This is a genomic window from Bradyrhizobium sp. CCBAU 11434, from assembly GCF_028128895.1.
GTDB lineage: Bacteria > Pseudomonadota > Alphaproteobacteria > Rhizobiales > Xanthobacteraceae > Bradyrhizobium > Bradyrhizobium zhengyangense.
In genome coordinates, this window is the sequence record NZ_LBJX01000001.1 from 244,919 (window position 1) to 266,009 (window position 21,091).

At 60.7% G+C, this 21,091-nt stretch carries 16 protein-coding genes and 5 pseudogenes; 11 read left to right on the forward strand and 10 right to left on the reverse strand.

Annotated elements, in window-relative coordinates; genetic code table 11:
• Positions 1-80: 80 nt before the first annotated feature.
• The 5 genes from XI06_RS01130 (at position 81) to XI06_RS01150 (ending at position 5,883) form a co-directional block, all read left to right on the forward strand.
• Positions 81-1,514 (forward strand): basic amino acid/polyamine antiporter, encoded by a 1,434-nt coding sequence (locus tag XI06_RS01130; protein WP_237872507.1) that lies wholly within the window; start codon positions 81-83, stop codon positions 1,512-1,514.
• Positions 1,515-1,539: 25 nt separating this feature from the next.
• Positions 1,540-2,802, forward strand: a complete 1,263-nt coding sequence (gene arcA, locus XI06_RS01135; RefSeq protein WP_237862818.1) for an arginine deiminase — start codon at positions 1,540-1,542, stop codon at positions 2,800-2,802.
• Between the two features lie 356 nt (positions 2,803-3,158).
• Entirely contained in the window at positions 3,159-4,403 is a 1,245-nt protein-coding gene (locus tag XI06_RS01140; protein WP_271604427.1) for a sensor histidine kinase, read from the forward strand.
• A 48-nt stretch (positions 4,404-4,451) separates the two neighbouring features.
• Positions 4,452-5,081, forward strand: a complete 630-nt coding sequence (locus XI06_RS01145; protein ID WP_237863337.1) for a response regulator — start codon at positions 4,452-4,454, stop codon at positions 5,079-5,081.
• Between the two features lie 166 nt (positions 5,082-5,247).
• A complete protein-coding gene (locus tag XI06_RS01150; RefSeq protein ID WP_237872513.1) occupies positions 5,248-5,883 on the forward strand; it encodes a response regulator in 636 nt (211 codons plus the stop codon).
• Between the two features lie 89 nt (positions 5,884-5,972).
• Here XI06_RS01150 and XI06_RS01155 read toward each other — a convergent pair whose 3' ends face one another.
• The 5 genes and pseudogenes from XI06_RS01155 to XI06_RS01175 form a co-directional block, all read right to left on the reverse strand.
• Positions 5,973-7,094, reverse strand: a complete 1,122-nt coding sequence (locus XI06_RS01155; RefSeq protein ID WP_271604562.1) for a metallophosphoesterase — start codon at positions 7,092-7,094, stop codon at positions 5,973-5,975.
• Positions 7,095-7,206: 112 nt separating this feature from the next.
• Positions 7,207-7,317 (reverse strand): VOC family protein, encoded by a 111-nt coding sequence (locus tag XI06_RS01160; protein WP_442869400.1) that lies wholly within the window; start codon positions 7,315-7,317, stop codon positions 7,207-7,209.
• A gap of 652 nt (positions 7,318-7,969) precedes the next feature.
• Positions 7,970-9,475 (reverse strand): annotated as a pseudogene (locus XI06_RS01165) (CoA-acylating methylmalonate-semialdehyde dehydrogenase).
• 42 nt (positions 9,476-9,517) lie between these two features.
• A pseudogene (locus XI06_RS01170) lies at positions 9,518-11,028 on the reverse strand (ABC transporter ATP-binding protein).
• A 40-nt stretch (positions 11,029-11,068) separates the two neighbouring features.
• A complete protein-coding gene (locus XI06_RS01175; RefSeq protein WP_442868382.1) occupies positions 11,069-11,305 on the reverse strand; it encodes a hypothetical protein in 237 nt (78 codons plus the stop codon).
• Positions 11,306-11,346: 41 nt separating this feature from the next.
• Here XI06_RS01175 and XI06_RS43625 point away from each other — a divergent pair.
• A pseudogene (locus XI06_RS43625) lies at positions 11,347-11,421 on the forward strand (hypothetical protein); the annotation flags it as partial.
• A gap of 137 nt (positions 11,422-11,558) precedes the next feature.
• Here XI06_RS43625 and XI06_RS43630 read toward each other — a convergent pair.
• A pseudogene (locus tag XI06_RS43630) lies at positions 11,559-11,762 on the reverse strand (ABC transporter permease subunit); the annotation flags it as partial.
• Between the two features lie 267 nt (positions 11,763-12,029).
• Here XI06_RS43630 and XI06_RS01185 point away from each other — a divergent pair.
• From XI06_RS01185 to XI06_RS01195, 3 genes are all read left to right on the forward strand, one after another.
• Complete coding sequence (locus XI06_RS01185; protein WP_271604429.1) at positions 12,030-12,203, forward strand: hypothetical protein; 174 nt, start codon at positions 12,030-12,032, stop codon at positions 12,201-12,203.
• A 1,586-nt stretch (positions 12,204-13,789) separates the two neighbouring features.
• Positions 13,790-14,311, forward strand: coding sequence for a S1/P1 nuclease (locus XI06_RS01190; RefSeq protein WP_271604563.1), 522 nt, complete (start codon positions 13,790-13,792; stop codon positions 14,309-14,311).
• A 690-nt stretch (positions 14,312-15,001) separates the two neighbouring features.
• Entirely contained in the window at positions 15,002-15,811 is an 810-nt protein-coding gene (locus XI06_RS01195) for an effector protein NopP (RefSeq protein ID WP_271604430.1), read from the forward strand.
• Between the two features lie 274 nt (positions 15,812-16,085).
• Here the strand turns inward: XI06_RS01195 and XI06_RS01200 are convergent, their stop codons facing one another.
• Positions 16,086-16,406, reverse strand: coding sequence for a hypothetical protein (locus tag XI06_RS01200; RefSeq protein ID WP_271604431.1), 321 nt, complete (start codon positions 16,404-16,406; stop codon positions 16,086-16,088).
• 318 nt (positions 16,407-16,724) lie between these two features.
• On the opposite strand from XI06_RS01200, the gene XI06_RS01205 reads away from it, so the two are divergent.
• Complete coding sequence (locus XI06_RS01205) at positions 16,725-17,048, forward strand: AAA family ATPase (protein WP_271604432.1); 324 nt, start codon at positions 16,725-16,727, stop codon at positions 17,046-17,048.
• A 24-nt stretch (positions 17,049-17,072) separates the two neighbouring features.
• On the forward strand, positions 17,073-17,252 hold the full coding sequence (locus tag XI06_RS01210) for a hypothetical protein (protein ID WP_271604433.1): 180 nt from the start codon (positions 17,073-17,075) through the stop codon (positions 17,250-17,252).
• Positions 17,253-17,512: 260 nt separating this feature from the next.
• Here the strand turns inward: XI06_RS01210 and XI06_RS01215 are convergent.
• The 3 genes and pseudogenes from XI06_RS01215 to XI06_RS01225 form a co-directional block, all read right to left on the reverse strand.
• Positions 17,513-18,308: pseudogene (locus XI06_RS01215) on the reverse strand (integrase); the annotation flags it as partial.
• A 98-nt stretch (positions 18,309-18,406) separates the two neighbouring features.
• Positions 18,407-19,309, reverse strand: a complete 903-nt coding sequence (locus XI06_RS01220; protein WP_271604434.1) for a terpene synthase family protein — start codon at positions 19,307-19,309, stop codon at positions 18,407-18,409.
• On the reverse strand, positions 19,306-20,856 hold the full coding sequence (locus XI06_RS01225) for a hypothetical protein (protein WP_271604435.1): 1,551 nt from the start codon (positions 20,854-20,856) through the stop codon (positions 19,306-19,308). The genes XI06_RS01220 and XI06_RS01225 overlap by 4 nt, the downstream gene beginning before the upstream one ends.
• Between the last annotated feature and the right edge of the window lie 235 nt (positions 20,857-21,091).

Below are 21,091 nucleotides of genomic sequence, written 5' to 3' on the forward strand. Positions count from 1 at the left end.
CCCCCCAAGGCGCATGGTGCAGCGACCGGGCTAGTCTATCGGCCAGGATGTAGCGCACCCGCGTGTCGCGAGGTCTTCCCATGACTGGGACGCCGTCAATCCAAAAGCTCTCTCTGTTCGCGTTGACCGCGATGGTGGTCGGCTCGATGGTCGGCTCGGGCATCTTCTCGTTGCCCCGCACCTTCGGCATCGCCACCGGCCCGTTCGGCGCCATCTTCGCCTGGTGCATTGCCGGCGGGGGCATGTACACAATGGCCCGCGTCTTCCAGTCGCTGGCGGAACGAAAACCCGATCTCGACGCCGGTGTCTATGCCTATGCGAAGGCAGGATTCGGCAATTATCCGGGATTCCTGTCCGTGCTCGGCTACTGGACGGGAAGCTGCATTGGCAACGTCTCCTATTGGGTCCTGATCAAATCGACGCTGGGCGCGTTCTTTCCGGTGTTTGGCGACGGCAATACCGTCGTCGCGATCATCGTGGCATCGGTCGGGATCTGGCTGTTTCACTTCATGATCCTGCGCGGTGTGCAGCAAGCCGCGGCAATCAACACCGTCGTCACGGTCGCCAAGATCGTGCCGATCCTGGTCTTCATCGTCATTCTCGTGTTTGCGTTCAAAGGCGACATGTTCCGCGCCAATTTCTGGGGCGGCGAAGGCATGCCTGACAAGGGTCTCTTCGACCAGATCCGCGCGACCATGCTGGTCACGGTGTTCGTGTTCCTCGGGATCGAAGGCGCCAGCGTCTATTCACGCTACGCCAAGGAACGATCCCACGTTGGCGCGGCGACGATTTTGGGCTTTGTGATCGTCACCAGTCTCATGGTGCTCGTCACCATGCTGCCTTACGCGGTGCTTCCCCGCGCGGAAATCGCCGAGATGCGGCAGCCGTCCATGGCGACGGTGCTCGAGGCGGTGGTCGGGCATTGGGGCGCGGTCTTCGTCAGCATCGGGCTGCTTGTCTCGGTGCTCGGGGCCTATCTTGCATGGTCCCTGATCTGCGCCGAGGTGCTCTCGGCGGCCGGCCGGACCAGGGACATGCCTGCCCTGTTCGGCACCGAGAATGCGAACAAGGTCCCGGCCGCGGCACTGTGGCTGACGAATGTGATCGTCCAGCTCTTCGTCATCAGCACCTACTGGTCCCGGGACGCTTTTGCGCTGATGCTCAATTTGACGAGCGTCATGAACCTGATCCCGTTTTTTCTGGTCGCCGCCTACGGTCTCCTGCTGGTCAGGCGGGGCGAGACCTACGAGAAGCGTCCTGACCAGCGCCGACGCGACATGATCTTCACCGGCATTGCCGTTATCTACACGCTGTTCCTGATCTATGCAGCCGGAATGAAATACCTGCTGCTGGCCGCCATTCTCTACGCCCCCGGCACGGCACTGTATTTCTGGGCACGCTTCGAGCAGAAGGCGAAGGTCTTTACCGCCGTCGAGTGGGGCATCTTCGTCGCAGTCGCAGCCGGCGCTGCTGTTGGGATCCACGGATTGGTCACTGGCTACATCACCATTTGAGCAGGCAACACCCGGGAGACTCCCCATGGTAAAGCAGACATCGGACACCTCGGTTCGGTTCGGGGTCCATTCAGAGGTCGGCCAGTTGAGGAAAGTGATGGTCTGCTCGCCCGGCCGCGCCCATCAGCGCCTCACGCCGTCGAATTGCGACACCCTGCTGTTTGACGACGTGCTGTGGGTCGAAAACGCGAAGCGCGATCACTTCGACTTTGTGCAGAAGATGCGCGACCGCGGCGTCGACGTCGTCGAGATGCACAACCTGCTGGCGGAAACGGTCGCGATCCCCGAGGCCAGGAAGTGGATTCTCGACAACCAGGTCGTTCCCGATCAGGTCGGTCTTGGTCTCGTCGACGAGCTCCGCTCCTACCTCGAAGGCCTCAAGCCGCGCGACCTTGCGGAAACGCTGATCGGCGGCGTGTCGACCCATGATTTCCCGGACGCGCATGGCGGCGAGACGCTCAAGCTGGTCCGCGAAGCGGCGGGCATGACCGAGTATCTGCTGCCGCCATTGCCGAACACGCTGTACACGCGAGATACGACCTGCTGGATCTACGGCGGGGTCACGCTCAACTCGCTGTATTGGCCTGCGCGCCACGAAGAGCCGATCCTCACGACGGCGATCTACAAGTTCCACCCGGACTTCGCCGGGAAGGTGAATGTCTGGTGGGGCGATCCGACCAGGGATCACGGACTGGCCACACTCGAAGGTGGCGACGTGATGCCGATCGGCAAGGGCAATGTGCTGATCGGTTTGAGCGAACGCACCTCGCGTCAGGCGATCAGCCAGCTCGCTGCGGCTCTGTTCAAGCAGAAGGCAGCCGAGCGCATCATCGTGGCTGCCATGCCGAAGTTGCGCGCCGCGATGCATCTCGACACCGTGTTCACCTTCGCCGACCGCGACTGCGTGCTGCTCTATCCTGATATCGTCAACAACATCACGGCGTACTCCTATCGGCCGGCCAACAATGCCACCGGCATCGAACTGCGGAAGGACGAAAAGTCGTTCGTGGACGTCGTGGCCGAATCGCTCGGCCTAAAGAAGCTGCGCGTTGTCGAGACGGGCGGCAACGCCTATATGCGCGAGCGAACGCAGTGGGACAGCGGAGCCAACCTTGTTTGCGCGTCGCCGGGTGTCGTGTTCGCCTATGACCGCAACACCTATACCAACACGCTGTTGCGCAAGGAGGGGATCGAGGTGATCACCATCGTCGGCGCCGAGTTGGGGCGGGGCCGCGGAGGAGGACACTGCATGACCTGTCCGATTACCAGGGACGCGGTGGACTATTAGGCGGATCGCATGGGATCGGCCGTGGCCGGGGTGTTACGGCCGCGCGCTGCTTCGGCATGCAGCGGAGCGCACCATCTCCGCGTGTCGTTCGCGAAGACCATTTGCAGCACTTGCGCGTCTATTTCATCGCATTTGAATTTCACTGTCGGACTGCGGCACAAACTGCATACTCGAACCTGACGGATGTCACAGATTCGAGAACTCGGTCCTGCAGCAGTGCAACTTTATTTGTATCATCAACCTAACGGTGTATAACAGCGGTGCCCCACGGGCGCGCATTCGTTCGCTTCGCCCAATTGGGCAGGTAGGAGACGCTCGATATTGAGATTCAGTGTCGAACGTCGCCGGGGACGTGAGTGCGTGCCGTGAAGCCACATAGCTCTTCCTCCAGCGAGATCGATCGTCCGGGCGTCAGGGAGTGGCTGCGGCTTGGGTCGGAACATACCAGCGACCGCCTGTACTGGATGTCCTCAGCCGATCTTCTCTTTGCGGTACGTCCCTCGCCTGGAGGCGACTTCGTGTACGAGGGGATCAATCCGGCGTTTGAGGCTCAGCTCGGTATTTCGTCGGAAGCCATCCGGGAGATGGACGTCTCCGATTGCCTGAGCAAGGAAGACGCCAGAACGGTTTGCAAAACCCTTCGCACCTGTCTCGCAGAAGGAACGGAGGTCAGGACTTGTCATCGTCTTGGATTCGGCAGTCAGCGGCAGAATATGGAGACGACCATCGTTCCGGTCACGGATCCCCTGACCGGGTCTACGGCCACCCGGTTGATCGGCAGCCATCGCCTCGTGCGCAATGGCGCCTTCGAAAACGCGACCGGACGCGTGGAGGGCACGCCGTCGAGTTTCAATTTGGCGTCCATTCAGGAGGATATCCAGCAGCGGATTGCTTCCGATCTGCATGATTCGACATGCCAGCATTTGATCGCTGCGAGCCTGGGCCTGATGCGAATCCGGCGGAGCCTGGGCGATCCGGTGAGAGCTGAGCGGCTTTGCCAGGAGATCGACGCATCGATCGACGAAGCGCTGAGGGAAATTCGCGCCTTTGCCTATCTGCTGCATCCGCAGGATCTGACGCTCGAGAGGCTGAAGGCCACGATCGAGCACTACGCAGATGGTTTCGCGGCGCGCACGTCGCTGCGGGTCACGACCAGAATCGCGTCAGACGTCGATCTGTTGCCTTACGAAAAGCAGCGCTCGATCCTGCGAGTCGTTCAGGAGGCCCTCACGAACGTGTTTCGTCATGCGAAGGCGACGGAAGTGGGTATCGTCCTTGATGTGGCCGAGAGCGAACTTCGGCTGACGATCAGCGACAACGGGTGCGGGCTTCACGCGGACCACGCCAAGCCGGGCGCGAAGGCGATATCGATCGGCGTTGGAATTCCCGCAATGAGAGCGAGACTCCAGCAAATCGGAGGTTCGCTCGACATTTGCTCCGATACGACAGCGCGCCGCTCCGGCACGATACTTCGCGCGGTGTTTCCACATGGACTGACGACGAACAGGCGCAACAAGCGAAAGGCCAGCACTGGCATACGAGAACCACAAGAACGCTATGAGGGAAGAAGAACACTGAACACCGGCGGCAAGCGAAAATAGAGCAGTTCAAGCCGGGCCGCCGTGTGAATGACCCTGGAGTCCTCTGACATGAAGCGTTTTCTTATCGCTGATGATCACGATGCCGTGCGATCGGGCTTGCGAGCGGTGCTCGAACAACGAACGGACTGGGAAGTGGTCGCCGAGGTGAACGACGGCGGCAAGGTGTTGAGCGCCGCAATCGAAAGTCAGCCGCATGTCGCGATCGTGGATTTCTCAATGCCGCGAATGACCGGCGTGGAGGTCGCGAGGCGGATCAGAGAATATCCGTTGCAGACGGAAGTCTTGATCTTCACGGTGCACAACTCCGGCCTGCTTGCAGAGCAGGCATTCGAGGCCGGTGCACGCGCGTTCCTGGTCAAATCGGATGCGAACAGATTGCTGCTGGCGGCCGTCGAATCGCTTCTGGTGCACAGGCGGTTTTGCAGCGTGAGTTGCCCGAATGGGGCGAACCGGGCATCCTGCGGCAATGCCGACAAGTATCACGGGCTCACTCCGCGCGAGCAGCTCGTCGTCAAGCTGGTCGCCGAGGGTTACAGCAACAAGAGCATCAGCGCGATCCTGAACCTCAGTGTCAAGACGACAGAGGCGCATCGGGCGGCGGCTATGCGCAAGCTGGACGTGAATTCAACTGCCGGCCTGGTCCGATACGCCGTACGGGCGTCACTCGTCGAGGCGTGAGGGCGCATTGGCCCCGGAGATGTCAGGGGCAAACGCGCCAGCTGAGTACATTCGCAGAGGCATTTCAGGGTTTTGTAGGATAACCCTGCGGCGGACGATCGATAGGATCGTTCGACTTTGCCGCCGCCGGTCATCTGCTCGATTGTGACTGGAAAGAACGACGCCCGTGAAACGCATCTTGATTGCGGATGATCATGAAGTCGTGCGCTCCGGGCTTCGCGCAATCGTTGAAATGCAGTCGAACTGGATTGTTGCGGGCGAAGCCAGCAATGGAGAGCAGGCCATTGCGTTGGCTTTGGAGGCGAGGCCCGACATCGTGATCGTCGACTATTCGATGCCCCTCATCAACGGACTGGAGGTCAGTCGCCGTCTCAGGGCGCTTCATCAGCGTACGGAAGTCTTGATCTTGACGATGCATGAAGACGAGGAACTGCTGACGGAAGCGGTTCTGGCCGGCGTACGTGGCTTTCTGTTCAAGTCGGATGCCAAGAAGCACCTCATTTTCGCAATCGAGGCGCTGCTCGACGGGAGACCCTATTTTACCAGCGCCCTTGTGGAGAAACTCCTGCACGACTACCAGCTCAACAAGCAGGGCAAGTCGGGCATGCTGCTAACGTCGCGCGAGCAAAGCATCGTCCAATTGATTGCGGAAGGGCATACCAACAGATCCATAAGCGTCATTCTGAAGCTGAGCGTGAAGACGGTCGAGACTCATCGTGCCTCGGCAATGCGCAAGCTCGGGATGTCGTCAACGGCCGAACTGGTCCGGTATGCCATCCGCAAGAAGCTGGTTGTGCCGTGACTATTAGATCTGCCCGTCGTTCAGACGATTGACAGGGTGGCGGGTGTTTTGCTCGACGAACCAAGATTGCAGTGGCCGAACGTATACGGTCAGGTGGCGCCCGCTGGGCGCAGCGTGATCCGGGTCAACTCGGAGGGGCGACCGAGCCGCAGCGCAAAGCCCGGCCACAAGCCGGTGCCGTTGTTCACATAAAGCGTCATCCCGTCGACATCGTAACGACCCGATACGAAGCCGGCGTTGGCGCGTGCGGCCAGCCGGTCGATCCCGAGGATCAATCCGCCGTGCGTGTGTCCGGACAGTTGCAGAGCCACGCCGAGCTTCGCAGCGTGCCGCGCGTCGCTCGGCTGGTGATCGAGCAGGATGACGGGGACGCCGTTGGGAACATCCTCGAGAGCGGCAGCATGATCCCTGACAGGCCCTCTGTGGCGCGACGCCCGGTCGGTGATCCCTGCGACAGCCAGTTGGCCACCGTCGCGATCGAGAACGATGCTCGTGTTTTCGAGCGACAGCAGTCCCAGTTCGGCGAAGCGCGCCATCCATGGGCCGTAGCCAAAGATGTACTCGTGATTGCCCGAGATCACATAGACGCCGTCGGTCGCCTTCAGATCCCGCAGTGGCTCAATGTCGGCGCGTCGCGCATCGAGCGTGCCGTCGATCAGGTCCCCTGTGATCGCGATCAGATCGACGCCGAGCTTGTTCGACCGCTCGACGACGGCGCGCGCCCATGAGGCGGGAAACAGCCGGCTGATGTGGAGATCGGTCAATTGCAGAATTGTGTATCCGTCGAATTGCCGCGGAAGTCCGCGGATACCGACTTCGATGTCTTTCAGCGGCGGAATCCGCATCGCCTGATGGACGCCGATTGCCGCTGCGACGCCGGCCAGCCCCGCCAATCCGTAGCGGACGCCATCGGGCGCGCTCACGATGCCGCCATGGATCAGCATTCCGACCAGAAGTCCGGCATCGAGCAGCAATTGCAGCAGCGCCAGCAGGACGATCGCGCCGAACGCCCAATTGAAGAGAGCGACCACTGGACGCGGAAACTCCGGAGAGAACACTGAACCCGACGAGAGCTTGCTCCACCGGTGAAACTGCAACGCGACCAAGATGAGCGCCGCCGCCACGATCTTGATCGAGAGCGGCAATTGTAGCGGCCAAATAAAGCGCGTCAGGATCAGCAGGTAGGCCAGGCCGAATATGAGCTGGGGAATCGGTTCGCTCCGGATTTGATCAGTGTGTAGTATGTAGGATTGGTAGAGCGAAGCGAAGCCCAACAAGGGTCTGTCCGCGGACGAGGGATGATGGGTTTCGCAAGTGCACGCCTCATCCTGAAGGGTCGGCGAAGGATGCGGTTCGCCGTCCCCATGGACGATCGATCGGGCCAGTGAGCAGATCGACACCGATTTCCCGAAGCGCGGAGCACGCCGCATCGATCTCAGTGACCGCTGATGGTCAACAGCACGCGTGGCCCTGTGGACGACGGCCTAACCGGCAACGGCGCGACGAGCGGAGGTGCGCGGGATGCGGCGCGTTCGTGCGTCAACGTCAGAACCGACGCTCCATGCAAGCAGACCCGGCGCCCTGCATCAGGTTCGGGTAAGGCCTATCAAGTTATCAAGTCGGAACTTGGGGAGATGATTGGTAGCGGGAGAGCGCTACCGCCTTTCCCCACACCAACCAAATCTACAATATCTCATCCATTCCTTAGCATGAGGCAGTTCTTGACCCCGAGGGTAAGCGCAGTTCTAAGCTCGTATGAAGCGATGTTGTAGGAGGTCTTGCCGGCGGTAGCGTTGAAGCGACCCTTTCTCGCGAGAAATCGAAGGCGCGCAATTTCGGTCTCGCTATCGGCTACGACTAGGACGCCGTAGCGGACAATGGTTACCAAATAGGGTGATGAAGAGCGGCCTAGTAGCGGAATCAGCTTTGCGAGATTGCGGAGGTTTGCGCCGTTGCGGCAAGGAGGAACTCGTCACGAGCGCCGAAGTGGTTTTTTGGCGGATGAAGTCGCCTGAAAAGAAGCGAGGGCCCGAGGCCCTCGCAGTCAGGGAGGAACTAGCGTTCAGAGATTCGATGGGAACTTCTCCTACGACATTGTCGGCATGACGAATTCGGCACCGGCTCGCATCCCAGTTGGCCAGCGGCTGGTGACCGTCTTCATTCGAGTATTGAAGCGAACGCCCTCGGGGCCGTGCATGTGGTGGTCGCCGAAAATCGATGCTTTCCATCCACCGAAGGAGTGAAAGGCCATTGGCACCGGAATTGGAACGTTGATGCCGACCATTCCGACCTTGATCTGATGGGCGAATTAACGCGCGGCATCGCCATCACGCGTGAAGATGGCGGTACCATTGCCAAATTCGTGTTCATTGATTATGCGCGCAGCTGTCGCGTAGTCCGGGGCTCGAACCACTGACAGCACAGGTCCGAAGATCTCTTCCTTGTAGATCTTTATGTTCGGCTTGACATGATCGAACAGGGTGCCGCCCACGAAGAAACCATTCTCGTAGCCCCGCATCCTGAACTTGCGTCCATCAACCAGCAACTTTGCGCCCTCGGCGGACGCCGGCATCGATATAGCTGCGGACCTTCTCCAGATGTTGCTTCGTAACGAGAGGCCCTATCTCCGCTTCGCGGTCGGTACCCGGCCCGACCTTCAAGCCTCGAACCTTGGGTTCGAGCGCGGAGATCAGCTTGTCCCCGGTCCCCTCGCCGACCGGCACGGCAACCGGGATCGCCATGCAGCGTTCGGTTCGCCGGCGGAGCCATAGGCGGCCCCTATCAACGCATCGACCGCCTGGTCCATATCGGCGTCGGGCATCACGATCATGTGGTTCTTGGCGCCACCAAGGGCCTGACAGCGCTTTCCGGTGTTTGCGGCCGTCGAATCGATGTACTGTGCGATCGGCGTGGAGCCCACGAAGTTGATCGCCGAAACATCGGGGTGATGCAGCAGCGCATCGACCGCCTCCTTGTCGCCTTGCACCACGTTGAACACGCCGTCCGGCAGACCTGCTTCCTTCAACCACTCTGCCATGACGAGCGACGCCGAAGGGTCGCGCTCAGAAGGCTTCAGAATGAACGCATTTCCGCAGGCGAGGGCGACCGGAAACATCCACATCGGAACCATGACCGGTAAATTGAAGGGCGTGGTTCCGGCGACAACACCGAGCGGCTGGCGGGTAGAATAGCTGTCGACGCGGGTACCGACATTTTCGGTGAGCTCGCCCTTGAGGAGCTGGGGAGCGGCCGTGGCAAACTCGACCACCTCCATTCCGCGCTGAACTTCCCCGAGCGCGTCGGAGTGAACCTTGCCATGCTCGGAGACGATCACGTCCGCAAGCTCACCTGTGCGATCCTCGAGGATTCGCAGAAACCGATTGAGCACACGTGCACGCCGTAAAGGCGTCGTTTCGGCCCATCCCTGCGCTGCCCTGCTGGCGGCGGATACCGCGTCTGCCGCCACCGCCCGGTCGGCGGCAACAACACGGCCCGTCTGCTCGCCCGTTGCCGGGTTGAAGACGGGCAAACTGCGTTCAGTGCCGCCCGGGACCTGCTTGCCATTGATGAAATGATTGATTTGCGTGATCACGAACGTCTCCTTCCTATTTCTGATCAAACCCGCGCCCTCAAGTCAGGCGGCTTTCATTCCCGCCATGTACTTGCCAATCAGGCGCTTGTCGGCGCCCTCGGCTAACACTTCATGGACGATGCGACCCGCGCTCATGACGAGGACCCTGTCGACCAAGCCAAGCACTCGTCGAGATCCTCCGAGATGAGCAGCACTGCGGCTCCGCCGTTCCGGGCCTTGAGGATCCGACGGTACGTTTCTTCGCACGCAACGAAGTCAAGACCGAACGTCGGATTCGACGCGACCAGCAATCGAACGTCCTGTGTGAGTTCTCGCGCCAGCACAGCGCGTTGAACATTGCCACCGGATAGGGCGCTCATGCTTGCGTTCAGGCCAGGGACCTTGACACGAAATTGTGCCACCAGCCTCTCGGCCTGCTCGGCGAGCGCGCCATAGTTCATTGCGATACCACGGCAGAGCGGCACCCGATCGAAATTGCGCAGGGCAAGGTTCTCGGCCAGCGACATGCGATCGATGCAGGCGTTCTTCAGGGGCTCTTGCGGCAGTCCATAGACGCCGAGGCGGGCGATTTCCTGTCGCGTACCGTTGAACGGTGAGCCGGACACGGTCATCGTGCCGCTGCGATCCCGCTGCCCCATCAGGGCCTCGACCAACTCCAATTGTCCATTTCCGGATACCCCGGCAATCCCGACAATCTCGCCTTCCCGCACCTCGAGCGAGAGATCTTTCACGGCGGGAAGACCATTGTCGCCGTTCACGCGGAGGTCGCTGATGGAGAGGACAACATCGGACTTTGGCGGTGATTTCGGCGCGTGCGGCAGCATCTTGCTGACGGGCTCTCCGATCATAGCTTCTGCCAGAGCGTCATCAGTCAAATCGGCGACGGCGCCCGTTCTCACCGACGCGCCTCGACGCAACACCGTCACGTCGTCGGCGAATCGGCGCACTTCATGGAACTTGTGGCTGATCAGAATAGCGCTGAGTTCGCCCATTCGTGTCAGGCTGCGAACATGGCCGAGCACTTCATCGGCTTCTGCCGGCGTCAGTACCGACGTCGGTTCATCCAGGATGAGTAGCTTGCGCCCGAGATAGAGCTGCTTGACGATCTCGGCCTTCTTCTCGCCCGCAGAGAGCTGCGAGACGCGTACGCCGAGTGGCACATGAAAAGGAAGCTTCTTGGTGACTTCGGCCAGCCGTCTCAGCTCGCTTTGCCAGTTGATGTAGGCGGGCAATCTCGCACCGCTGACGACGAGATTCTGCGCCACCGTCATCGACGGCACGAGAGTAAAATGCTGATAAACCATGCCGATGCCGAGTGCATCGGCGTCCTTGGGCGAGTTCAGCCGGTGCTCGCGCCCATCCACCTGGATGTGACCCTCGTCCGGATGGTAAAAGCCGACCAGGCATTTGACCAACGTGCTCTTCCTAGCGCCGTTCTCCCCGAGCAGCGCGTGGACGGTGCCCGAGCGGATCAGCAGCGATACTTTGTTCAGGGCGAGGTTCGCCCCGAAACGCTTCGTCATGTTCTTGAGCTCGACTTGCGGAACGCTCATCGGACTATCCTCCAAGGATGAATTCTCGTCACGGCGCTTCTCACCGGTGGAGCTTGAGCTCTCCCGGCGCATCGGCGAACGGAGCAGCCCGCGACGTCGACGCAACCATGATTGCAAGGGTCAGAATGTAGGGAGCCGCATTAAACAGGTAGTAATAGCCGGTCACGCCAATGCCCTGGAGCGCAGGACCAAGAGCGCCCGCCCCGCCGAACAGCAGCGATGCGCCAAGGGCGTTGATCGAACGCCAGCGCGCAAAGATGGCGAGCGCGACGGACACATGTCGTGCTCCGCTACACACGCTGGGGATTTGCCCTGCGAGTGGTCGGCGGAAGTGCCCGGGTCGCGAGGATGATCGGTCTTGCCGTGAATCGCTGGATCATCGGCGCCTCGGTCGTGGCAGGTGCCATGGCGGGAGTTGCCGGTGCAATCGAAGTGGCGGCCGTGCAGGGAACAGCCAACTCGTCACTCATGCCACTCGACAGGCCTTCACTCCAGCTCCCCGGATACGAAAGCGACAGGAAGCTGCCGCCAATGCCCGCGAGAAAGCCGCCCGCCATGGTCGCTATGATGCGCACCCGCAATACGGGAAAGCCAAGTGCGCGTGCCGCATCCTCGCTGTCTCCCACCGTACGCAGCATCAGCCCCCAGCCGGTCCTGATCAGGAAGACGTAGACCGCAAAGGCCAATGGAATTCCGACGAAGAACAGCGCGTTGACGTCCAGCGCAGCTCGCACCTGCGGTACGCTCGACCAGAATCCGAGCGCGATCGAGGGAAGCGGCGGCGCCTTGGGCTCGATCAACGGTTGCGCATCGAAGTCGGCGCCCAAGCAAACGGGCCTCCATAAATCCTCACAATCGTATCATTCGTCCCCATTATCCGAGGCGCCACCATCGGGGTGGCGGAAGATCGTAGATTGGCGTGCAAAATCGTACGATTGGTAGCGAGCGCCGCGAGGGCACTTGCTCTGAGACGTCGTTTCAAAGTATCGCGGAGCAGCTCAATGCAGCAGGTATCGAATAGCTGGATCGATGTGTGGAAGATTGAGGCTGAGCGAGCGCTGTTCGTCGGATACAACCGGGCGCTGACGAACTACTATGCGCGTGCTGAAGGAGGAGCGGGGCCGCGACCATCTGCCGAAACAGGAATTGGGAATGGACAAGGTCGTCTGTATTGAGGGCGCGTTTCACAACGGCGGGCTGCCGAGCTTTTGGAGTGAGCCCAGCGAGCGTACTCCGATGACGAAGGCGCGAGCGGGAGCACGGCGCGGTGCTCTGCCAAAGGCCCAACGGCCTCGGGAATCGCACCGGGTCGGGGCCCATCGGACGACGATCATGGCTGCGCTCGAGGCCTCGCCCCGATAGCACTATCGATGAACTGCGGCACAGCTTGAGCAAAGAGGGCCTATGCTTTGGCTATGGCACGATCCGCCGCTTCTTCGAGCGTCACAAGATCACGCGCAAAAAGAGACTCCCATGACGCAGAGCAAGACCGTCCGGACGCTTCGAAGGGCGCCGAGGCTTGCGCGAGAGCCAGGACAAGGTCGACCGGGATCGTCTCGTCTTCATGTGTGAGACCTAGGCATCGACCAAAATGGCGCGAACACATGGTCGCTTCAGGCGCGACGAACGCCTGCGGGCACCATGCCTCATGGCCACTGGAAAACGTGTCGTAGCCGCTCTCGCCAGATCGTGCGGCTCCAGTCTCTCCGATTGGACTTGGTGCTACTCGACGCCCGACTCCGGGCGGATCGACCGATCATCCTGAATTTGGGGGAGGGGTGGATCAGCCTTGCGCCTGAGCCCTTTGCCCCATCTGCATCGGGAGTGACGGTCGAATTGCGGTACAATGACGGGAGGAAGCGCAAGGAGTCGTCGACATCACGGACAGGCAGATCGTCGTCCGCTTGCCTGCGGCGCGCTTACCGCGGGTTCAGGTTCGCTAGATGTTTAGCCCCTGCCTTTGATGGGGCATCCTTATCGCACCATTGCAAGGAAGCGCCATGGGACATGATCTGAGGCCAGAAAACTGGACCATTTGTGATTAGAGTATTCGAAACTCTTGCGTCATGACGCTTTGCAACGATTACTTCGCGTGGCCGGCCGAAATAGGGACTTCGTCTCACGCATGCTTCAGGACGTCGCGGGAATACGATCCTTTAGAAGCACTATATAGTGGACCAAAGGCAGCCGGCCCAGGAGCACAGAGGCAATCCCCGAAGCTTGGAAAAAACGCTGTGGAAGCGCCGTCAAAAAATGCTTACGCTATCACCGTCAGTCAAAGGTCGTTCAAGCACGAAATTCGCTGGAGCCGATCCCCAGCACGTCCTCCAAAACAGGCGCCACAAAACTTACGACGGGAGATCGGTAACACTCGATGGTGTCATACCGAAGGAACAGACCGTGCAGGATATGAAAAAACGTCGGCTATTCGCGCGGCACATCGGCCGCTTCGTTCGGGAAGTATCAATGCGTTCGCTTGCTGCGTCAGTCGCCTTCACGTGCTTCTCATTTTCGCCTGCCCCGGCTTGGTGGGACGAAGGGCATATGCAAATCGCCTATCTCGCTTACAATGAACTTGTCCGGTGGTCAAAGAACACGGCGACATGCTCCTGAAACTACCGGATTACGCAAACTGGATCGCAGGCGCGCCCCAGGGCGCGGAAAAGCTGTACGCCTTGGTGCATGCCGCTACATGGGCCGATGATATCAAACGAAGGACGATTACTACGACGATCAAGTTAAAGATTCCACGGCGAAACAGATCGTCCCATATGGCCACCTCAAGCATGCCTATTGGCATTTCAAAGACGCTCTGTACACGCCGGACGGTACGTCCCTCCCGCAGCCGGATCCGGTTGATGCTGTCACGCAGCTCAAGGCTCTATTCGCTAAGCTGCCAGCCTCAGAGAGTGCTTGGGATGCTATGCGTTCCTACAGTCTCGCCTGGACACTTCATCTGGTTGGCGATCTACACCAGCCGGATCATGCAATTGCCGTTACACTGCGCAACTGCCCGACAATCGTGGCGACCGCGGCGGTAACGCAGAAAAAGATACCAGCCACGGGCGAGACGATCCTGCTTCATGCTTATTGGGATAGCTTGTTCGGCGGCTATTCGCCAGTGTTCGGAGCGATCACCGACGCCGAGGACAAATTCAACGGCCTCAAAAATGTCGTGCCAGATTCCGCGAAGGCTCAGATTCTCGATCCTGCCACCTGGGCCCGGCCAAGCAGAATGCTTATGCAGCTCCCATCCCGAATGACACGACACCGGTTCAACTAACTCGAGATTATGAGACCAACGCTCGCAACGTAGCTCGCAATCAGGCTGCGCTTGCCGCGGCACGATTGGCCAATCTGCTGAACCAGATGTTGAAATGAATTCGAGCGTCACACGCTGCGCTGCCAGGCGTTCGCCAAAGGAAAGCGGCGAGGCGGGTAGTCGCGCTGAGTGTTCGGCGCATATCGCCTTGCCTGCAAGTGTTCCTGGTATTGCGAAACGTTGAAGAATACTCCTCCTCCCCAAGCACGAGGCCGTGGCGGTTTGCATGCTGATCTCCTATCGAGCTGATTAGGCTCCATAGGAAAGACCGAAATTATGTGCAATTCGCCAGCCGGACGTCGTCCGAGAATCCCATAGATACAGGCTCCTGTTGCGCGAGCTGCGCACAATCACGGGGGTGTGCCTAATCCCGCTTATGTCGAGATTTACATAAGCGCGACGACCGGCCCTTCGCCGGGTTCCCGCCGCCGGCGGCGGTGATTACGCCTCGAGCGACCCACAAAGCGAGCATCCCCAGATGCATCTGGCGGTCTTCGCCGGCGTCCTGCAAGCCGGTTGCTACAAAGCCGATCAGAGAATTTTGCTTTCCGTTTATTGTCGGCGTCAGCTTACGGACAGCTAAGCTGCTTATCGGCGGCGTCAGGTCTAATGACCTGAACACAATGCAACAGCCATAGGAGTGTGGTCGCCATGGGCGGTCGAATTAACAATTGGTCGGATGCTCCATCCGCTGATGAGTATCATTACGCGAGCTCCCCGGAGCACAGGAATGCTGACTATTTCGCGGACGCGTTCGGTAGAATGGGATTGCAGGATTCGGGTGCCAGCTCATCCTCGCAGCCGAGTTATTACCTCACTTCAAGATCTCCCGTTGTTGAGATCGACCAAGCCGAATTCCGGGAACGGGTGAGGAGTTTTCATGGTGACGAGATCAATCATATCGCCAACAATCCGGAGGAATACTCAGAATTTGTATCCGAAAGAGCCAGGCGCACCGCGGATGTCGCTAGCAGTTACGCGATACGAAGGGATTCTGATGCCGCGCGATATTACAGCTACCAACTGGGAAATAGGAGCGTCGGCCTCCAACGAACGGAAGCCGGATTTCCTATGGCGACTGAGTTCACCAGCCAACGGTGGCGAGAACAGTTCCCCGGACGAACTGACGTCACATCAATCGTGGATTTTCAGGTTGCTCATCCGCTCGTCGGCAACGCCGGCGATATTCTGCTTGAGCACCAACTACAGCAAGACGGCGAACGGCCGCTGGTGAACTGGCGTCCTGCTAATGATGAAGCGAGAGCCCGTGCAGAACAAATGGGCTTCGTTCATGTAGATCACAATGATATGGTACTCGATCCCACCCAGTCCAGACAGTGGAGATACAGGGATGGTGAATGGCAACGTGCAACCAATTCTCCGATGTATCTCTCCAAAATCAAAACGCCGAGTGATGATGAACCTTCACCAGAGTCCGATTCGGATGGAGACTTTATGTGACGTGAGATCTCCACCAATCGATTGAGGTGGAGCAGGAGCGCAGACCAACCGACACCTGCGGCTTACGATCGAGCGTTGGACGGAACGAAGCCGAAGTCAAATTCGGCTCAATCCGGAGGTGCGCTGTACTGACCGCACCGCGGCAGTTTAGGAGAGTTGGTGCCTGTAACAGCAAAAAAGAAAATCCCGGCTTCCAACCGGGGTTTTCGACTTTGGCCCGGGCGGGAGAAGCGGATTGCCTATGACATGCGCGAGCGCCATTGCGTCCGCGCCATCAGAATTGCGGGTACCACGCATCATCATCGGGCAGCTCCCATTCCCGCAGGCCGGCGACGTATCTGGTCAGAGCGATCACGCCCACGATCGTGGCTGGCTTCGAACGGATGAGCACATTTGCATGCTCCGTGAGAGCCAGGTTCGTTTGGCCGGTGACTTCGTCGGCGGCAGCAAATTCGGCACCATCCTCGAGCATAGCCGAAAGCGACGCCGCCGCATCGTAGTGCGCGGACAGCTCGCGGTGGCGCTCGATTACTACGAAGATCAGATCCCGATCGGCTGCAGCAACCGACGGCGTGTAAATTTCTTGCGATGACAATGTTGGCCCCGAGCAAATATGAGGCGCCCGTAGCCCTTGCCGGGGAAGGCTATGAATGTTTGACCGTCCCCAGGCACTACACGTAACTTCAGATCGAGCGTGAGGGCCGCCATGCCAATCCTTTGAACGGGAAAATTGAAGGCGCCGAAATCGTCGAACAATCCAAACAGGCTAAATCTCGCCAAAGCCGTCGGTCGTGTTGCAGACACCGATACGGAGTCAACCGACGCAGCCGCGACGTTAGCAGCGCTGTCATGACTAAAGTCGGCGCACATTACTCGTTGTGCGCTGGTTTCTGCGCAGCCAAGCGCTGTCAGTATGATCATCGTCGATCCGATCTCGGCGTATATGGGCGGCAGCGATGGCAACGGCAACGTCGAGACCCGGGAAGTCCTGGAGCCGTTGGCCGACATGGCTAACCGCCTGGGCATCGCCGCGGTCGCCGTGACGCACCTCAACAAAGGTGGAGGTGGGAGCAAACAGAGCGCCCTGAACCGGTTCGCCGGGTCGGTCGCGTTCGTGGCTGCAGCTCGAGCTGCGTTTGCCGTGATTGAAGATCTCGATGACGACGAGCGGCGGTTCTTGCTCCAGGCCAAGGACAACCTGGGGAAGAAGTGCAAGGGGCTGACCTTTCGGCTCTAGCGGCGCCTGGTCGGCGACGACGTCATGTCATCGAACGTCATGTTCGAGGGCGACCACGTCAGCAAGTCGATCGACGAGGCGCTGTCTGCCTCGGAGAACCGCGGAGCCAAGAAGGGCCGCGATCATTTTTTATCAATCGAGCCCGTCTGCAGGCGCTGTCTGCTCTTTACCCGAGTGTCCCGCTGGGGCATTTTCCGCGTGTAGTACGCGCGGGAGAGAACGCGCTAGGGCACCTCAAACTCCCGGGCTGTCCGAATTGTCGGATCACCATGAGATGGTTTCGGTCGGAGTTGGTGCGAGACACTCCGGAATCGATAATTGCCCACCTTTTTGTCTGCCCAAATTGCAGGCGCGCTCAGCGCGACCGATACAACGCACGCCGGTTCCGTTTCGCCGTACAAAAATGGGCGCCCTCGTTTCCGTGTGATCGAAGGGGGACTGTAAGGTCGCCGCCTTAGCCGTCTATCGGCCTCGGTCCACGTCAGACCGATCACCTCGCTCCTCCGGCAGCCGGTTATCTGGCGGATGATGTCGGCCGTCGTGACGTACTTCCCGTCCTTTTTGCTGCTATTTCGCAGTATCTCGCCAATTATCCGATATTTCGGCTTCTCTGAGCCGGCGGCTCCGCACGTTGTCCGGCTTTCTCAGACCAGGGATTGATGGCGATGATTCCCGCCTCGACGGCGTACGTGAGAATGCCGCCAAGAAGCCCGACCGTCCGCGTTGCCACTGCGAACAATGACTTTCCCGCGTAGCTTTTTTGTCTTGACCGAGGCTCGCGTCTTGCCGGCCATGATATCCTTCAGTACCTTTGATGTCGGCCTTGGTTTGTCCTTCACGCGCCGCCTGCTGAGAAGCGGGATGATCTGGCGCTCGAATGCGGCGGGTATCGGTGATGATGGTACTGGGCTTCTTCGGCCGTTCACCCTTTCCTAGGATAGGGCCGGCGTTCAGATCGTTGAGATAAGAGCGCAGAGCTCCTTGACGGTGATCGCCTTGCGATCGAGCTGGCGTTCCTCCGCCGGATTGTCGCTCTGTGCGGCACGCCCCAATTGGACCTTCCCCTCCTGCCTCGGCTTTTGGGCGGTCCAGACGCCATGCAAGCCAATGGTGTGGCGGCGCGAGCGGCCTAGTAATCTGTATTGGATGACGCAGCTACGCTTGGCCGGAAGTGAAGATGCGCAGACCGAAACCAGCAAAGGTCACGTCGTGTCGCGGATCCAACACGATCTCCAGATCGTCGTCCTTGCGCCGGCTCAGAGCGGTGTTGCTCATGCTCGCTCCATCCGTCGCATCGGGCCACGGCGTTGCGTCGGACCAGACCGCGGCAGCGCGCGCACGCCGCGCCTCCTCCGCGTTCAGGCCGGCGAACGCTGGTCTCGCCCCTGAGGGTCGCTTCGGTAGCGGGTGGCTGAGGTCTGGTAGTACCGCGTGGACATGGCCGCCACGGCCTCGATTAACGATCCCCACGGCGCCGGAAAGCACTCTTCCGCCGTCACCCGGTACAGCATGCGCGTATAGCCGGCCAGCTCGTCGTTGAGGAACTCCACCGCAGGCATAGCTGGATAGCGCTGAAGCAGCAGGATCGCCGCGTTGTCGGCCTCGCCGGCCAACGTGTCCTTGTCGCGTCCGTGCAGATCGTTCTGCAGGCGCCCTATCACAGAGATGAGTCGCAGGACCTGGCGAAACGCCGGACGCGCGCGCAAGGTCGCCATGTCCAGCCCCCACAGCAACGACAGGCAACAGAACACGTTGGCGTAGGCTATCGAATCGATGCCGTTATGCAGGTACTCGGCGTAGGACCAGCGTTCCGGCCCTGCCGCCCGCGCGTGTCCGGCGCGGAGCGCCGCGCAGTAGCGCCTAGTATCGGCGAGAAGCTGAGCATAGTCGCGATGATCGTAGGCTAGCGCGGCCAGCGAAGCGCGCAGCACAGCGCAGCCCTCGAATCCGGGGAGCGCGCACGGCTCGCCCTGCCCCAGCGCCAGCTCTACCGCGGCGAGCTGCTCCGGCACGATCAGGCCAAGGTCGTTGCAATCGTCGAGCCAGAACAGCAGCGCCAGTTCGCGATAGAACGCCACGATAAGTGTTTCGTCCTGCGGATCGCGACCGGTGCGGGCGCTGATGTCACGCAGGCTCGAGCGGATATGCTGCAGAATGTACTGGCCGCCGCTGACCGCTTCCACGGCATACTCGTCAGCGAACCCGGTCAGGGAACGCCCCCACTCCAGCACCTGATGCAGCGCGCGTTCTGCCGGGATCATGGGGTCGTTCCTGCTCTCTCGGTCAGGACGCGCCGCCCCCAACGAAGCGCCAGCCACAAGCCGGCGAGTTCGGCCACGCGCACGACCCGAGTGGGGCAATACAGTTCCTTGCCGATCCACAATGGCGTTTTCGGCAGTGCATGCGCCGCATGGCGGGCGAGCATCCACTCTAGCGCACGCGCCACCACCTGTGCGATGCGCCGGCGCCCTGTGGTTTTTTCTCTCTCGTCCATCACGCGTAATGCGAACAACGCATAGGCGGTTTCCTCGAATGTGGACGCGCGACCGGCGCCCCAGCCGCCGTCGCCGCGCTGCGCCTGCAGCAGCGCCGCCAGCGCGCGCTCGTCCCGCCACTGGGGCTTGCCTTGCGCCAGCGCAGCGACCGCATGCGCGGTGGGATACAGCCACGAAACGTGCCATTTTTCCTTGTCCCAGAGACCGTGCGGGTTGCGATTGGCCTCGACGTAGGCGCTGCTGCCGGCGGCGGACTTTCCCAAGAGTCGCAACGCATGCAGGGCGTGGATGTTGGTCGACAGCGATGCATTGCGCTCGCCGGGGAAGGTGACGAACAGCTCGCCGATTTCAAAATGGCGCAACGCATCGACCGCCGCGTCGCGGCCTGCAAGGTGCAAGACGCATAGCGCAACGGCCGTGTCGTCCGCATCAGCCGCGAAATGCAAGGCCGGACCCAGACCGCGCACGCTCAGGCGGGCGTCGAGCTGCGCGACAATCACGCGGACCGGCTCGGCGAGCGCGGGATGCGCGAACAGCCCGGCCAGATGAAGGGTGTACAGCGACCAGCATGGCTCGAACACATTGATCGGCCACACGTTGGGAACGACGCCTTCGATGCCGCTGCGCGTCGCCCGCGATGCCATCTGGAGATACGCATCCGCGCGCCCGACCTGTGGCGTGCTTCCCCGCGTCACGGCGTACGCACGCCACGCGGCGGTGGCCGCCGGACTGATGCCGATGCTGCCCTCGTCATCCGGGTATGCGGTCGTCGGCGACGTCCCCCAGGCTTCCCAGGAGTGCAGCAACGGATGACCGCTCGGCAACATCGCCAATGCCCGCAGCTTGTCCAGGCACGCTTGTCGCAACGGCAACAGCGCTGGATGGCGCGGAAACGCCGCGTCACCCAGCAAGGATGCGGCCTCACCGCAAAACTGCGGCAGGATCAACTCCGCGCCGATCGGCGCGTCTTCCGGCACCGCATGCGCGTAGGGATCGGGTTGGACCTGGAGGAACCGGATTGCAGCCCGGACAGCGTCGGCAGCACCGGGAAGAGGATCGGCACGCTGCAATGCCAATAACGCTGCCCAGGTGGGCACATGCCGGAACAGCGGGAAGTCCGCGCTTCCCCATCCGCCGTCGGCCTGTTGCTGCGCGATGAGCCACGCGTATGCGTCCTGCCGACCGGTGACGTTGCCGTGGAAGCGCAGCGCCCGCGCCGTGTCGTAGACGGACGGACCAACGCTGCCGCCATCGCTCATTTCGCTCAGCAGGCCGCGCAATTCGGAAAGAATCTGTTCGGACAGCGCGTTCACGATGGATGTTCCTTATGCAGACGATTGAAGAGAACCGGAATCGGGCAGACGCAGCCCATGTCGCCCGCATGCTCGTCGCGTAGGCAGCGCCGGACGCCGCCCTGCTCCGGCGCGGCGAGGTCCCCGATGCTCGCGCCGGTCCGCCGCGTAGGCTTGCGCGCGGGGCGCCGCGTGCGCCGGGGCGGGCGATCCGCACCGCGACTCGGACAAAGTGCAGCATGTATCTCTCGCCGGT